The sequence below is a fragment of the Pseudomonas kairouanensis genome, assembly GCF_004682055.1.
Classification (GTDB): domain Bacteria; phylum Pseudomonadota; class Gammaproteobacteria; order Pseudomonadales; family Pseudomonadaceae; genus Aquipseudomonas; species Aquipseudomonas kairouanensis.
Map to the genome: position 1 here is coordinate 20,382 of NZ_QUZU01000023.1, position 14,466 is coordinate 34,847.

Annotated in this window: 19 protein-coding genes; 7 read left to right on the forward strand and 12 right to left on the reverse strand. The window is 61.3% G+C overall.

Annotation, left to right across the window (positions count from 1 at the left end):
- Position 1 precedes the first annotated feature (1 nt).
- Together DYL59_RS18180 and DYL59_RS18185 are read left to right on the forward strand one after the other, a co-directional pair.
- A complete protein-coding gene (locus tag DYL59_RS18180; protein WP_135290401.1) occupies positions 2-1,030 on the forward strand; it encodes an ABC transporter permease in 1,029 nt (342 codons plus the stop codon).
- A 12-nt stretch (positions 1,031-1,042) separates the two neighbouring features.
- Positions 1,043-1,717, forward strand: a complete 675-nt coding sequence (locus DYL59_RS18185; protein ID WP_135290402.1) for an HAD-IA family hydrolase — start codon at positions 1,043-1,045, stop codon at positions 1,715-1,717.
- Between the two features lie 62 nt (positions 1,718-1,779).
- Here the strand turns inward: DYL59_RS18185 and DYL59_RS18190 are convergent, their stop codons facing one another.
- Both DYL59_RS18190 and DYL59_RS18195 read right to left on the reverse strand, forming a co-directional pair.
- On the reverse strand, positions 1,780-2,061 hold the full coding sequence (locus DYL59_RS18190) for a hypothetical protein (RefSeq protein WP_135290403.1): 282 nt from the start codon (positions 2,059-2,061) through the stop codon (positions 1,780-1,782).
- 123 nt (positions 2,062-2,184) lie between these two features.
- Positions 2,185-2,712 (reverse strand): DinB family protein, encoded by a 528-nt coding sequence (locus DYL59_RS18195; RefSeq protein WP_135290404.1) that lies wholly within the window; start codon positions 2,710-2,712, stop codon positions 2,185-2,187.
- Between the two features lie 122 nt (positions 2,713-2,834).
- On the opposite strand from DYL59_RS18195, the gene DYL59_RS18200 reads away from it, so the two are divergent.
- A complete protein-coding gene (locus tag DYL59_RS18200; protein WP_135290405.1) occupies positions 2,835-3,533 on the forward strand; it encodes a tellurite resistance TerB family protein in 699 nt (232 codons plus the stop codon).
- Between the two features lie 13 nt (positions 3,534-3,546).
- On the opposite strand, the gene DYL59_RS18205 is transcribed toward DYL59_RS18200, so the two are convergent.
- The 3 genes from DYL59_RS18205 to DYL59_RS18215 form a co-directional block, all read right to left on the reverse strand.
- The gene (locus DYL59_RS18205) at positions 3,547-4,158 is read right to left on the reverse strand and encodes a LysE family transporter (RefSeq protein WP_135290406.1); all 612 of its coding nucleotides are present in this window, start codon (positions 4,156-4,158) and stop codon (positions 3,547-3,549) included.
- Positions 4,159-4,230: 72 nt separating this feature from the next.
- Complete coding sequence (locus DYL59_RS18210; RefSeq protein ID WP_135290407.1) at positions 4,231-5,022, reverse strand: AraC family transcriptional regulator; 792 nt, start codon at positions 5,020-5,022, stop codon at positions 4,231-4,233.
- Between the two features lie 37 nt (positions 5,023-5,059).
- Positions 5,060-6,343: an arsenic transporter gene (locus DYL59_RS18215; RefSeq protein ID WP_135290408.1), complete on the reverse strand. Its 1,284-nt coding sequence runs from the start codon at positions 6,341-6,343 to the stop codon at positions 5,060-5,062.
- Positions 6,344-6,483: 140 nt separating this feature from the next.
- Between DYL59_RS18215 and DYL59_RS18220 the strand changes: the two genes are divergently transcribed.
- The 3 genes from DYL59_RS18220 to DYL59_RS18230 all read left to right on the forward strand — a co-directional run bounded on the left by DYL59_RS18220 (position 6,484) and on the right by DYL59_RS18230 (position 7,814).
- Positions 6,484-6,699, forward strand: a complete 216-nt coding sequence (locus DYL59_RS18220; protein ID WP_135290409.1) for a hypothetical protein — start codon at positions 6,484-6,486, stop codon at positions 6,697-6,699.
- 108 nt (positions 6,700-6,807) lie between these two features.
- A complete protein-coding gene (locus DYL59_RS18225; protein ID WP_135290410.1) occupies positions 6,808-7,503 on the forward strand; it encodes an AzlC family ABC transporter permease in 696 nt (231 codons plus the stop codon).
- Entirely contained in the window at positions 7,500-7,814 is a 315-nt protein-coding gene (locus DYL59_RS18230) for an AzlD domain-containing protein (RefSeq protein WP_135290411.1), read from the forward strand. Before DYL59_RS18225 ends, DYL59_RS18230 begins: the two co-directional genes overlap by 4 nt.
- Before the next feature lie 155 nt (positions 7,815-7,969).
- Here DYL59_RS18230 and DYL59_RS18235 read toward each other — a convergent pair whose 3' ends face one another.
- Positions 7,970-8,185 carry a hypothetical protein gene (locus tag DYL59_RS18235; protein WP_135290412.1) on the reverse strand — a complete coding sequence of 72 codons (216 nt, stop codon included), beginning with the start codon at positions 8,183-8,185 and terminating at the stop codon, positions 7,970-7,972.
- 164 nt (positions 8,186-8,349) lie between these two features.
- Here DYL59_RS18235 and DYL59_RS18240 point away from each other — a divergent pair, with 164 nt between their 5' ends.
- A complete protein-coding gene (locus DYL59_RS18240; protein ID WP_135290413.1) occupies positions 8,350-8,703 on the forward strand; it encodes a hypothetical protein in 354 nt (117 codons plus the stop codon).
- 145 nt (positions 8,704-8,848) lie between these two features.
- Here DYL59_RS18240 and DYL59_RS18245 read toward each other — a convergent pair whose 3' ends face one another.
- From DYL59_RS18245 to DYL59_RS18270, 6 genes are all read right to left on the reverse strand, one after another.
- A complete protein-coding gene (locus tag DYL59_RS18245; RefSeq protein WP_135290414.1) occupies positions 8,849-9,553 on the reverse strand; it encodes a YoaK family protein in 705 nt (234 codons plus the stop codon).
- A gap of 76 nt (positions 9,554-9,629) precedes the next feature.
- A complete protein-coding gene (locus DYL59_RS18250) occupies positions 9,630-10,667 on the reverse strand; it encodes a DNA topoisomerase IB (protein WP_135290415.1) in 1,038 nt (345 codons plus the stop codon).
- 60 nt (positions 10,668-10,727) lie between these two features.
- Positions 10,728-11,807, reverse strand: a complete 1,080-nt coding sequence (modC, locus tag DYL59_RS18255; protein ID WP_135290416.1) for a molybdenum ABC transporter ATP-binding protein — start codon at positions 11,805-11,807, stop codon at positions 10,728-10,730.
- Positions 11,808-11,812: 5 nt separating this feature from the next.
- A complete protein-coding gene (gene modB, locus DYL59_RS18260; RefSeq protein ID WP_033902954.1) occupies positions 11,813-12,493 on the reverse strand; it encodes a molybdate ABC transporter permease subunit in 681 nt (226 codons plus the stop codon).
- Complete coding sequence (gene modA, locus DYL59_RS18265) at positions 12,494-13,246, reverse strand: molybdate ABC transporter substrate-binding protein (protein ID WP_135290417.1); 753 nt, start codon at positions 13,244-13,246, stop codon at positions 12,494-12,496.
- A 112-nt stretch (positions 13,247-13,358) separates the two neighbouring features.
- Positions 13,359-14,423, reverse strand: coding sequence for an NAD(P)H-dependent flavin oxidoreductase (locus DYL59_RS18270; RefSeq protein ID WP_135290418.1), 1,065 nt, complete (start codon positions 14,421-14,423; stop codon positions 13,359-13,361).
- Positions 14,424-14,466 lie beyond the last annotated feature (43 nt).

Below are 14,466 nucleotides of genomic sequence, written 5' to 3' on the forward strand. Positions count from 1 at the left end.
CATGACTATCGCCAGTAACCCGACACCCGTGTTCGACAAGCCCGTAGCCCTTGCCGCCAGCCGCCGCAGCGCCGTGCTGGAGTGGGTGATGCGCTACAACTTCGTGTTTATCTTTCTGTTCGCCGTGGGGGTGGCGACGTTCTTGTCAGATGACTTCCTGACCTTCGGCAACATCGCCAACCTGTTCCAGCAAGGGGCGATTGTGGGCATTGTCGCCATCGGCATGACCTTTGTGATTCTGACCGCGAACATTGATCTGTCGGTGGGCAGTTTGTGCGCGTTCGGCGGCATCCTGGTCGCGGTGCTGTTGCAGAACCAGGTCAGCGGTTGGCTGGCTGTGCCCGCCACCTTGCTGGTGGGGCTGGCGATTGGCACCTTGATGGGCAGCCTGACCGTATTTGGCAAAGTCCCCAGTTTTATCATTACCCTGGCCGGGCTGGTGTCGCTGCGCGGTGCGACGTTCCTGGCTTCCGACGGCGCGCCGATTGGTGGCTTGCCCGCCAGCTTTACCGGCTTTGGCTCTTCGATGATCGAGATACTGCCCAGCGCCGGTATCGTATTTCCGGTGTTGGGGCTGATCTTTATCCTTATCACCCTGATTGCCTGGTTGGTGCTGCGCTACACGGTGTTCGGCGAATATGTACTGGCCACCGGCGGCAACCTGGAAGCGGCACGCTTGTCGGGTGTGCCGGTGCGGGCGGTGACCATCGGGGTGTTTGCGATCTGTGGCGGCCTGGCAGCGTTTGCCGGGTTGCTGATGACGTCCCGCCTGCACGTTGGCCAGCCAACCGCAGCCCAAGGCTTGGAACTGGACGCCATCGCCGCCGTGGTACTGGGCGGCACCAGCCTGTTCGGCGGGCGGGGCAGTGTGGTGGGCACCGCCGTGGCGGTGATGTTGCTGCAGGTGCTGCGCAATATTTTCAATCTGCTCGGGCTGGGTTCGTTTTATCAAATGGCGATTACCGGCGTGATCATCGTGTTGGCCATCTTGCTCAACCGCTTGATCGACCATTACGCCGGGCGCACTTGAGGATAACGACCCATGAATACACCCCAGGTCAAGGCCGTGATTTTCGACATGGATGGCTTGTTACTCGACACCGAGGGCGTCTATACCGAGGTCACTCAACTCATTTCCGACCGCTACGGCGGCCGGGCGTTTGACTGGCACTTCAAGCAGAACACCATTGGCCTGGGGGCGTATGACTTGGCGAGCTACATCGTGCGCTCGCTGGAGCTGCCCATAAGCCCCGAGACGTTCCTGGAACTGCGTACGCCGTTGATGAACGAACGCTTCCCCCAGGCTGCGGCCATGCCAGGCGCCGAAGCCTTGGTGCGGCACCTGTCGGCCAAGGGCGTGCCGATTGCGGTGGGCACCAGTTCATCGCGGCATTACTTCGAATTGAAGATCAGCCGGCATCGGGAGTGGTTCGGGTTGTTCGATGCGATTGTCACGGCGGACGACCCGCAGGTGGGGGCCGCCAAACCGGCACCGGATATCTTCCTGGTAGCGGCCCAGCGGTTGGGAATCGATCCGGCCGATTGCCTGGTGTTCGAAGACTCGCCGTTTGGAATTACAGCGGCGAAAGCAGCGGGGATGTATGCGGTGGCGGTTCCGGACCCGGCGATGCCGGAGGAGAAGTTCCGGCATGCCGACCGGCGTCTTGCCAGCCTGGAAGCCTTTGAAGCAGACCAATGGGGCCTGCCTGCACAGTGATAACGGCTCAATTGCTGTATGGGAGGGAGCAAAAGCCCTCCCACACAGCAATAGGTTCGCCGTTAAACGAACCCTTGCCCGCTGAATCCACGGGGCAAACGCTGCAACCCTGGCAAGTCGGTAAGTCGCTGCGTCCAGGCGCTGCGCCAGTCGCCCGCAGGATGGGTCTTGGCCTTGCGGTTTGCCCGGCGGGCGGCATTGCGCTGAACGCGGCGCGCTTCCTTGTAGGCATCGGTATTGCGGCAGGTACGGCACTTGACTCGGTTCAGCTCGGTGCTGGAAGGGAGGTTGGTGCCGTGGTGGCCGCAGGCCAAATGACCGGCGACCTTGAAGTGAATGACCATGTAAGCGTCTCCTTCGATGGGGTACGCGCATTGGTAAACCCACAATGCACGCGGGGAGGGCGGGGCAAGCAAAAGTCCCGGCACCTGAAGTTACGACCCCAGGCCGATGGCGACGTTCGATAATCAGTCGATAAGCGCCAGCAGGTCGGTATCCCCTACGTCCACGCCCGCCTGGGTCAGCAGGGTGGTTGCCTGGCCCCGGTGATGGGTCTGGTGGTTGAAAAAGTGCACCAGCAGGCCAAAAAAGGGTTTGTCCGCTGCGATACCGCGCATGTTGTGGTACTGCAGGCGATGGTCAAGGTCGGCCTCCCGCAGGGTGGGAACCCAATCGATGATCAGTTGATCGAGCCAGGCGCGGTAGGCTGCCAGTTGGCGGATATCGGCAAAGGCCAGGTGCTTGAGATCGGTGGGGGTGGCGATGGTGTCCAGCGCGGCTAGCACCGAGTAGTCCGCCGGGTGTTGCGCAAAACGTTTGAGCCAGACCGTGTCGCCCAAGGCCAGATGATTGAGCGTGCCGAGGATCGAACCAAAAAACGCCTGTCGATCCAGGACCAATTGCGCGTCGTTCAGCCGGGCGCTTGCCTCGTAGAGCTTGCGGTTCATCCACTGGTTATAACTCGCCAGCAGCGCAATATGTTCGATCCGGTTCACCTGGCTTTTCCTTCGCAGTCGCAGTGGCGCCATCATAAGCCGTGCCCGCCCGGCGGTCATGGTGTTCCGGCAGGCGCGGGCTATGGTTGATAGACGTCAACAGTGCGCTCTTGGAGGACACCATGAACACCAGCGATCTACTCGAACAACTCCTGCGCGCCGGGCAATCCAGCGGTGCCTCCTCGGGCGGTGGTCTGGGCGGGTTGCTCGGCGGTTTATTGAAAGGCACCCGCACCGGCAATGCCTCCGCTGGCGGCGGTCTGGGCGACTTATTGGGCGGCCTGGGCGGCATGCTCGGCGGTGGCGCAGCGGCGCGTCCAAGCCAAGGGCGTTCCGGTGGGATGAATTATGCGGCACTCGCCTCCCTTGGCATGGCGGCGTACCAGGCCTATCAGGCTTGGCAGCGCCAGCAGGCCAGCGCACCGCAGTCATCCTTCCAGACGGTGGACCAACTCGACGGCCCAGAGGCCGAAGCCCATAGCCACGCCGTACTGCGCGCCTTGATCGCGGCCGCCAAGGCGGACGGGCGTATCGATGAACAAGAACAGCAGCTGATTTCCAGTGAGTTGGGCCGACATACCGACGACCCGCAACTGCAGCAGTGGCTCGACGCAGAAGTCGCCAAGCCCCTGGATGCAGCAGACTTTGCTGAGTTTGCCCACGACCCTGCCGTAGCCGCCGAAGTCTACCTGGCCAGTGTGATGCTGGTGGACGACCAGCAGGACGCAGAACGCAATTACCTCGATGACCTCGCGGGCCAATTGCAAATAGACCCGCAACTGCAAGTGCACCTCGAACAGCAGGCCCGCGTCACGGCATAGATTCGCCGGCGGTTCACAGGCCCTGGGCAGCGAGCACGGCCAGATAGATCAGTACCACTGCGCACACGCCATGGCTCACGCGTTGCCAGGCAGGCGAGGCATTCTTGCGCAACAGATTGACCAGCGCGGCAGTGAGGAAACACGAAAGTACCGAAGCCAGCATGAAACCGGCGAAGAACATCAGGGTTTGCTCGTGGCTCGGGGTGGCGCCGACGATGCCCGTGAGCGCACTGCCCAAGGCGCCCCAGTAGACGATGTTCTTCGGGTTGGCCAGGGAAATCGCGGCGCCCACTGCCAGCGCATTCTGGTTGGAACTGGCCGGTGCGCTGTCGGCCTGGGGCAAGCGCCTGGCGTCCATCAGGCTTTGCACGCCGAGCCAGGCCAGGTAGAGGGCGCAGGCGATCGTCAACGGCACGCGAACGGCGTCATGCTGGATCAGCAGGGCGATACCGGTCAGGCCAATCACCGCCCATACGGCATCGCCCACCAACGAACCGACCTGCACCAGCAGTGCCGGGGTAAAGCCGTGGAGCAGGCCACGGCGCAGGGTCTCCGCCAGCACGGCACCGGGAGACAGGCAAAACACGAAACCGAATACCAGCGCATAGAAAAAAATCGTCAACATGCCCGCGTTCCTTCAACAGATGGCCAGCATTCTGCGGACACGCAGGCGTGTTGTCTTGAACCAGATTGCTGTTTAGCGTTTGAGGAGGCTTTGATAGCGGCCGGGGGTGGTGCCGTAGGCGGCCAGGAAGTGCCGGTTGAGGTGGCTCTGGTCGGCAAAGCCCAGGTCATGGGCGACTGCGCCTGCGCTCAGCCCATTGCGCAACAGCCCCTTGGCGCGTCGGGTGCGCAGTTGCATGGCCCACTGGCGCGGGCTCAACCCGGTTTCTTTTTGGAAAGCACGTAGCAAATGAAATTTGGACAGCCCAAGCTCATCACCCAGATGATCCAGGGGCAGGGATTGCTGCAAGTGTTCGGCCAGCAACTCCTGGGCGCGGGCGATCAGGTTTTTGCCGGCGGCCGCGGTGCCGGGTACGCGAACACCACTGGCATTCACCACCTCACCCAGCAGCATGATCAACGCGTCTTCACTCTGGTCACGCTCCAGCGCGTCAAGGCTGAACGCGTTGTTTACGGTAGCCGCGAGGCGCAGTGCCAGTTGCGGTTGGAAGCATACCGCGCGATCAAACTCCAACTGCCCAAGCCCCAGGTCGGCCGCCAATTGCTCGGCTGTGACGTACAGGCTGACAAACTGCCACGCTGCGCCTTCGGCCGCACCGCCGCCCTGGATCTGCCCTGGGTTGTACAAGGTGATCGACCCGGGCCCCGCTTCGAACTCCCTGCGGTCGAGCCACACCTTTTCCTCGCCCACCAGGTTGACGCCGATCACGCATTCGTCATGACTATGGCGGGCAAAATTCAGGCCGGTACAGGTGGTACTGCTCAACTCGTAATTGCCCAGCCAGGCGTGTTGCATGGCACTCATCAGGTCGACTCAAGACAGAGGAAGGCGTCGAGCATAACTAAATGCTCAAGCGCAAGGCGAGGGCGGCGAGGGTGACCAGCAGCACCGGAACCGTCAGTACGATCCCGACCTTGAAGTAATACCCCCAAGTAATAGTGATGCCCTTGCGCGCCAGAATATGCAGCCACAGCAGCGTGGCCAGGCTGCCAATGGGGGTGATCTTCGGGCCCAGGTCGCTGCCGATGACGTTGGCGTAGATCATCGCCTCCTTGATGACACCCACGGCATGGCTGGACTCGATGGACAGTGCACCGATCAACACGGTGGGCAGGTTGTTCATCACCGACGACAGCAGCGCCGTCAGTACACCAGTGCCCATCGCGGCCCCCCATATGCCGTAAGTGGCGAAGGTATCCAGCCACGTCGCCAGGTAACTGGTGAGTCCGGCATTGCGCAAGCCGTAGACCACCAGGTACATGCCCAGGGAGAACACCACGATCTGCCACGGCGCTTCCTTCAACACCTTGCGCGTGGAAATCTTGTGACCCTTGGCGGCGATCACCAGCAAGAGCACGGCACATGCCGCGGAAATCGCACTGATGGGAATCCCCAGGGGTTCCAGGGCAAAGCAGCCCACCAACAGGATACCCAGCACCCACCAGCCGGCACGGAAGGTGGCGCGGTCGTGTACTGCGCTGGCAGGGTCATCGAGGTCGGCGGGGTTGTAGGTGTGCGGAATATCGCGGCGAAAAAACCACAACAGCACCGCCAGGGTGGCCGCAACGCTGACCAGGTTGACGGGGATCATCACGCCTGCGTATTCGTTGAAGCCAATCTTGAAGTAATCCGCCGAGACGATGTTGACCAGGTTCGACACCACCAACGGCAGGCTTGCGGTGTCGGCAATAAACCCCGCGCCCATCACAAAGGCCAGGGTCGCCGCCGGGGAAAAGCGCAGCGCCAGCAGCATCGACATCACGATGGGCGTAAGAATTAACGCCGCGCCATCGTTGGCAAACAGCGCCGACACCAATGCGCCAAGCAGCACCATATAGGCAAACAACCGCCGGCCCCGGCCACGCCCCCAACGCGCCACATGCAGCGCCGCCCATGCGAAGAAACCCGCCTCATCCAGCAGCAGACTGATGATGATCAGCGCCACAAAGGTGCCGGTGGCATTCCAGATGATGTGCCACACCACCGGTATATCGGCCAGGCTGATGACGCCACAGGCCAGGGCCAGGATCGCGCCGAGGCTGGCGCTCCAGCCCACGCCCAAGCCCTTGGGTTGCCAGATGACCAGTACGATGGTGAGCAAAAAGATGCCAGCGGCAATAAGCATGAATGTCCCCGGAGAAGGCGAAATGCGCCTAAAGATTGACCTGCGCCAACGTTTATTAATTCAGCCACAAGTGTTTGAAATTAAAATGAAACACGCGTGTCCTAAAGTGCCCCACCCTTGGTGATAAAGGAAGTAACCGCGTGACCCGTGCCACTCGTAACCTGCGCAAGACCCTCGATTCCGTCGCGGACAATAACGAAACCGCGGCCTTTGATTTGATGCGCGCCGTCGAAAAACTCGGTGATGAAGTGCTGCGCCAGCGCCTGCTCAATACCATCCACCGCCTTAACCAGGATGCGTATGAACTGCGCGAAGCGCGGGACGCGGTGGAGCGTGTGTCGGTCAAGCTGGCGTAGTTGGCCATTTATTTTCCCCCCACGCTATAAAGGGCGCGCAAGATCGTTCAAGACAAGGCCCTGTTTGCACTGGCATCCTTGTCGACTGTCTGTCGATGAGCCGTATCCATGCCTACTGCCTTACCCCATTACGCCTTTGCTCGCGGCGCCATTGCCGTTATTCCTTTGTCCCTGGCCTGCGCGCCGTGGGGCCTGTTGGCAGGCTCAATGGCCATCGATGCGCAATTCACGCCGCTGCAGGCCCAGGGGTTGTCCGCCATCGTATTTGCCGGCGCCGCGCAGTTGGTAGCCATCGGCATGGTCAAGAGCGGCGCCAGCCTGATATCCATCGTACTGACTACCTTGTTGCTGACATCCCAGCACCTGCTCTATGGCATGCACATGCGCCCGACCCTGTCGACGCTCACTACCCGCTGGCGCATGAGCCTGGGTTTTTTACTCACTGACGAATTCTTCGCGCTGGTCAGCCACTACGATCGCCAGACGTTCAACCGCTGGTTTGCCCTGGGCGTAGGCCTTACGTTCTACATCGCCTGGAACCTGTTCACCCTGGCCGGCATTGTGCTGGGTAAAAGCATCCCCGGCCTGGACCAATTGGGCCTGGAGTTCTCGATTGCCGCGACGTTTATTGCGTTGATCACCCCCGTGGTCCGTGATGTGCCGACGGTGGTCTGCGTGGCCGTTTCGTTGCTGTGTTCGGTGTGGCTGAGCTTCCTGCATTGGGAGTCGGCCGTGGTGGTGTCTGGCCTTCTGGGCATGAGTGCAGGCTATGTGTGCAAACGACTGGGGGTAGGGCAGCCATGATCTACATCATGATTGCAGTGATGGGCCTGGCGGTTTTTCTCAATCGCTACCTGTTTATCGAGCCGCGCCTGCCGGTGCGCCTGAACCGTGGGGCGCGGGAGTTCCTGGGGTTTGCGGTGCCGGGCATGCTCACGGCGATCTGTGGGCCGATTATTTTCCTGGCCGATCACCAGCACCTCAACCTCAGCCCGGCCAATCCGTACCTGCTGGCTGGCATCAGTGCCGTGGCGTTGATGTACTGGACGCGCAACGTGCTGCTGACGGTGTTGCTGAGCATGGCGGTGTTCTATCTGCTGCGCTGGTGGCTCTGAACAGCAGGCAAAAAAAAGCCTGCGGGAGGGCAGGCGTCAAGGGAGACTTCTAAAAATGAGCCAAGCCACTATAGGCGGCGCATTCTCCCTTCACAGTGAAACTAAATTCATCCACTGCCGCGCAAAGCAGCCCCGCGAGGGGCCGCCACGTCGCATCAGTTTTTCGCGTTGAGCTTGCGCAGTTCCTCATAGGTAGCCGACTGCACGAACCAGAAACCGGAAATGATGCACCACGTCAAAGTACCGCCCACCAGGACCGCCAGGCCCGACAGGAAACTCGCGCTGAACATCGACACCAGGCCGATGAGCCAAACGAAGGCCAAAGCGATGTAGAGCACGGAGTTGTTGACGCTGATGACGAAATCTTTCATGACGCTTCCTTGTAGAGAATATCCCGTGGCCTCCTCAGTGAGACCAACGGCGACATCATAATGCCATGTCAGCGGCCTGCGCCACCTTGATTGCTTCTCAAGTAATGCGTCGTGGAGCGGCCGGCTAATGGTAGAGTCGCGTTTTTTTCCAACGGAGCAATGGCATGCACAAGGTGGTAGTGGGCGCATTGGTACTGGCAGCATTGGCCGGTTGCGCAGGTTCCAAGATGAAGGATGCACGCGCAGGTGCCCCTTATAAAACCCTGGCCTCGGACAAGGCGACCCTGGTGGTTGCCGAATGCATCCAGTTCGGCTGGCAAGACGAAAGCGTATTTGGTGTGGATGCCGGCGGCTTCAAGGAACCCATCGGCACGGGCGGTTTTACCGTGTACACCACCGGCGGCGATTACTTCGTTGATGTGCAAGGTGCCGGTGCCGGTTCCTCCGTCAAGTACTACGCCATCGAAGACAATATGCCTGCCAAACGACGTTTGGCTGCGCTCGCGACCTGTCTGTAATCCATTGCCTTAGTGTTTTTAGGAAATGCCCGGCACGACAGCTGCGGGACATTCGCTTATGATTCACATCGCTCGCCCGACATGATGGCTCTTTACCAGTACACGGATGTCGAGGCTGGAAAGTCGGGCGGGCATCCCCCTTTGCTCAACGTGGCATGAAACCCAAATGCCAGCGCCTGGGGATCTTCAGCGATACCACACCCAGCACACCGGCCAGCGCAGCGCTGACAACCAGCGCCCGGAGGCCCATGTGCTGCTCCAGCAGCGCCCCGATCACAGCCCCCACGAACATCCCCGCCCACGGCACCAGTTGCACCCGCCAGCCGTTGCGGCGTTCCCCCAATACCCAGCGACCCAGGCCGCGCCCGAAGCGTGAAAGTGCGCCTGTCACGTAGGTCAGGCCTACGGGCAAGCCGTTGACCTCTTCCACCGCCGCATTGAGCATGCCCATCGCGATGATCGCCGCGAGAAGCGCGGGCAAGGCGTCGGTCACTGGTAACAAGGCCCCGCCGCAGAGCAGTGCGGCAATGCACAACAGCAAGGGCAGGGCATGCCGGCGACCCAATCGGCTGACCACCACCCCCAGCGCATTGCCCACCACAAAGGTAGTGATCAGCAACAGCAGGCGCCCCGTCAGCCCCAGGTCCCCCGCGCTGATCGCCACGGCCAGGCGAGTGGTATTGCCGCTCATGAACGACACAAAGTCCCCGCTGGCCATAAAGCCAATGGCATCGGTCATGCCCGCCAATACCGAAAGGCTGGCCACCAACATCAAGCCCACCCGCCCACGCCAGCGCTGGTGGTGAGCGAGTACGGCATTTGCGTAGGGCTTGCGGGGCGCAGGCAACATGGTGGCGGGGTTCCTCGGTGAGATTATCCGGCCACTACGGTAGGACGCTTTGCACAGGTGTGCAATGGCCTGAAGGCTAGGGCGCCTTGGCGTTCTTCGGCAGGTCCGCAGCCAATTGCTCCAGAAACATCGCCAGCGCCACTTCTTCGGCCTTGAGCCCCTTGCGTACCCGAGGCTTGGGCAAGCGGGACAGCTCGCCCAGGCTGAAATGCTCCAGCACGGCGGGGTGGATGTAGCACTTGCGACACACCGCCGGGGTGTTGCCCAGTTGCCGGGCCACATCCTTGACCATGGCCACCACATGCCGCTTGGCGTCGGATTCCGGCTGCCATTCCAACTCGCGCAATACCGCCAATGCCAGCGCGGTGCCGGCCCAGGTGCGGTAGTCCTTGGCGGTAAAGTCAGCGCCAGTGAGGCTGTGCAGGTAGGCATTCACATCATGGGAACTGACGGTGTGGCGTTCGCCGTCCTCGTCCAGGTACTGGAACAGGTTCTGCCCCGGCAATTCCAGGCAACGTTTGACCACCGTGGCCAGGCGCCGGTCCTTGACGCTGACCTGGTGTTCGACGCCGCTCTTGCCGCGAAACTGGAACTGAATCTGACTGCCCTTGATGTCCACATGCCGGTTGCGCAGGGTGGTCAGGCCGTAGGATTTGTTATCCCGTGCGTACTGGGTGTTGCCAACACGGATCAAGGTGGCGTCCAGCAGCATGACCACGGTGGCCAGTACTTTTTCTCGGGTAAACCCAGGCTCGGCGATTTGCGCTTGCAGTTGCTTGCGCAGCTTGGGCAGCGCATTGCCGAATTCCTGCAGACGCGAATACTTGTCGGTGTCGCGTACCTCGCGCCAACGTGCGTGATAGCGATATTGCTTGCGCCCTCGGGCATCACGGCCGGTGGCCTGCAGGTGGCCACGCGGATCGGCGCAGATCCATACATCGGTGTAGGCAGGCGGCACGGCCAGGGCATTGAGGCGTTGAATCTCAGCAGCATCCTGGATGCGCTGGCCCTTGGCATCGAAATACTGGAACTTGCCCCGAAGCGTCTTGCGACGGATACCGGGCTGGGTGTCATCTACATAATGCAAATCGCGGGGCAGGTCGACGTCGGACATGGTGGCGTTCCTTTGGGCATGTTCGATTGACCGCAGCGTTGCGCGGTCGTGCCAAAAGGTTTATGCCAGCACGGCCACTGCCTTGATCTGTGCCCACAGCCGTTGGCCTGGGTGCAGTTGCAACTGGTCGCGGGAGAAGCGGGTGATGCGTGCCAGCAACGGTGTACCGCTGGCGTCCAGGCGCACCAGTACATGGGCTTGGTTGTCTGCGCCGAGTTCCTGGGTGACCGTCACCGGCAGGCGGTTGAGGATGCTGCTGTGCGCCTCGGGTTGCAGGTTGAGGCTTACGTCCCGCGCCTGCACCTTGACCCGCAAGGCCTTGCCCACTGCCAGCGGCGCATGGGCTACGCGCATATGCAGGTCGCTGTCGGGCAGTTGCAGCGTCAGCAGTTGGTAGTGGGCGTCGTAGGCGCTGACCGTCCCCTTGATCACCACCCCGGCGTCGTCGCCTGACGCCATGGGCAGGTCCAGCCGTGCCAGGGTTTCGCCGATGGGACCGCTGGCCAGGGCCTTGCCGTCATTGAGCAGCACGATGTGATCGGCCAGGCGCGCCACTTCATCCTGCGCATGGCTGACATACAACACTGGGATGTCGAGCTCGTCATGCAGGCGTTCCAGGTAGGGCAAGATCTCGCCTTTACGCTGGCTGTCCAGCGCGGCCAACGGCTCATCCATCAACAACAACCTGGGGCTGGTGAGCAAGGCGCGGGCGATGCCGACGCGCTGGCGTTCGCCGCCGGACAGGTGTTGCGGGTGACGGTCGAGCAAGTGGCCGATCCCCAGCAACTGCGTGGCCTGGGCCATGTCCACACGCCGCTGCTCACGCGCGATGCGCTTGAGACCGAACTCCAGGTTGGCGCGCACCGCCAGGTGCGGGAACAGGCTTGCTTCTTGAAACACGTAACCCAGCGCGCGTTTGTGGGGGGGCACGAACAGCCCGTTGCGGCTGTCTTGCCAGACTTCGTCGTTGATCTGGATAAAGCCATCGTCGGCCCGCTCAAGGCCAGCGATGCAACGCAAGCAGGTGGTCTTGCCCGAACCAGAATGCCCGTACAGCGCGGTCACGCCACGGCCGGGCAGATGAAGGTCCACGTCCAGCTCGAACCCCGAGTACTTGAGTTGCAGGCGTACATCAATCATCGCAATCAACTCCAGCCCATCTTGGTTTTACGACTGGAATACAGCGCCAGCAGCACCAGGAACGCGAACACCACCATGGACCCTGCCAGCCAGTGGGCCTGGGCGTATTCCATGGCTTCTACGTGGTCGTAGATCTGCACCGAGACTACTCGGGTCTTGTCCGGGATATTGCCGCCGATCATCAGCACCACGCCAAACTCACCGACGGTGTGGGCAAAACCCAGGATCGACGCGGTGATAAAGCCTGGGCGTGCCAGGGGCAGAATCACCGTGAAAAACGTGTCCCACGGGTTGGCGCGCAACGTGGCGGCCACCTCCAAAGGGCGTGTACCGATGGCAGAGAAGGCGTTTTGCAACGGCTGCACCACAAACGGCATGGAATAGATCACCGAGCCAATCACCAACCCGGCAAAGCTGAAGGTGAGGGTGCCCAGGCCCAGCCATTGGGTGAACTGGCCGAAGTAACCGTTGGGACCCATGGTCAACAGCAGGTAGAAGCCGATCACCGTGGGCGGCAGCACCAGCGGCAAGGCAACAATTGCGCCGATGGGCCCGCGCCACCACGAACGGGTGCGCGACAGCCACAGGGCAATCGGAGTGCCGATGACCAGCAGGATCACCGTGGTCAGGGACGCCAGTTTGATGGTCAACCAAATAGCGGAAAAATCGGCACTCGATAGCGGCATTTAGAGCTCGTAACCGTAGGACTTGATAACGGCAGCGGCTTTTGGCCCCTTGAGGTATTCAACCAGTGCCTTGGCAGCGGCGCTGTCTTTGCCTTTATTGAGGATGACCGCGTCCTGTTTGATCGGATCATGCATGGACGATGGGACGATCCACGCCGAACCGCTGGTGACTTTGCCGTCTTTGTAGATCTGCGACAAGGCGACGAAGCCCAACTCGGCGTTGCCGGTGGACACGAACTGGTAGGCCTGGGTGATGTTCTGGCCTTCAACGATCTTGTCCTTGACCTTGTCGCTCAGGCCTTCTTTGGCCAGCACCTGGGTCGCAGCCAGGCCGTACGGCGCGGCTTTCGGGTTGGCGATGGACAGGTGCTTGAACGCATTTTTCTTCAGCACGTCGCCCTTGGCGTCCACGTAGCCTTCCTTGGCCGACCACAACGCCAGGGTGCCCACGGCGTAAGTGAAGCGCGAACCTTTGACGGTGTCGCCTTCGCTTTCCAGTTTTTGCGGAGTGGTGTCGTCGGCGCTCAGGAATACCTCGAACGGCGCGCCGTTTTTGATCTGGGTATAGAACTGGCCGGTGGCACCGTAGGCCGCGACCAACTTGTGGCCGGTGTCTTTCTCGAAATCGGCGGCAATCGCCTGGATCGGCGCGGTGAAGTTGGCGGCGACCGCCACCTGTACTTCATCGGCGTGAGCCGAACCAAAAGCCAGGGCAGCGACCAGTGCGGCCAGGCGTGAGACACGGATCATCATGAAGCAGCTCCTTGGGGATGTACGGCGTGTTATAGGTAAAAGGCTATACCGCTATTTACGGGAATATATAGCGGTTAGCCACTGCCGGTACAGCCAAAAGTTGCCTCGGGTGTCAGTTCGGCTTGAGCTTGGCCAATGCCTGCTCGGCCAATTGGCGGGTCAGGTCATACGTGCAGATGTCTTTGCCCAGGCGCAGCGCCTGACCAGACCACAGGTTGCTGAAACCCGCTTCGTCCTTGGCCTTGAGCGGGATCAACGCACCACCGGCCGTGGGAAACGCTGGGGCAGCCTGGTTTATGGGGCCCAACTCACGCATTACTCGGTTGACGATGCCACGGGCCGGGCGGCCGGTGAACAGGTTCGTCAGTGCGGTTTCGCTGGCTTGGGCGTGGCGCAAGGCGTGGTAGTGGGAAGGGGTGACGTTGGCTTCCGGGGTAAACAGGTAGGCGGTACCGATCTGAACCGCAGAAGCGCCTAGCGCAAACGCCGCGACAATGCCCCGCGCATCGCCAATACCACCGGCGGCGATCACCGGCACACTGACGGCATCCACGATCTGCGGCACCAGGGCAAACAGGCCGATCTGGGTGTTGAGGTCGTCGCTGAGAAACAACCCTCGATGCCCACCTGCCTCGATGCCCATGGCGATGATCGCGTCGCACCCATGCTGTTCCAGCCAAATGGCTTCTTCGACTGTGGTGGCCGAGGACAGCACTTTGGCGCCGGTGGTTTTAACCCGCTCCAGCAGGTCTTTTTGCGGCAAGCCAAAGTGAAAGCTGACGACTTGGGGATGAAACTCTTCGATCACCTGGCAAGCGGCTTCGTTGAACGGCTCGCGGTTGGACACCGGCGTTGGCGCGTCATAATCGGCGCCCAATTCGCGGTAGTAGGGTTCCAGCAACGCTTTCCAGTGACGGTCGCGTGCCGGGTCAGGCTGGGGTGGTTGGTGGCAGAAGAAGTTGACGTTGATTGGGTGGGTGCTGGCTTGACGGATTTCGCTCAACGCCTGGCGCAGTTGCTCGATGCTCAACGCTGCTGCCGGCAGCGAGCCCAAAGCGCCCGCTTGGCTGGCTGCTATAACCATGGCCGTCGTCGTGCCGACGGCCATGGGCGCCTGGATGATGGGCAGTTCGATGCCCAGCAGGTCAAGAATGCGGGTGTCTGGCCAAGTGCTCATGGGATGCGTCTCCAGCGTTAGTAAGGCATTTCGCTGTTTTAGC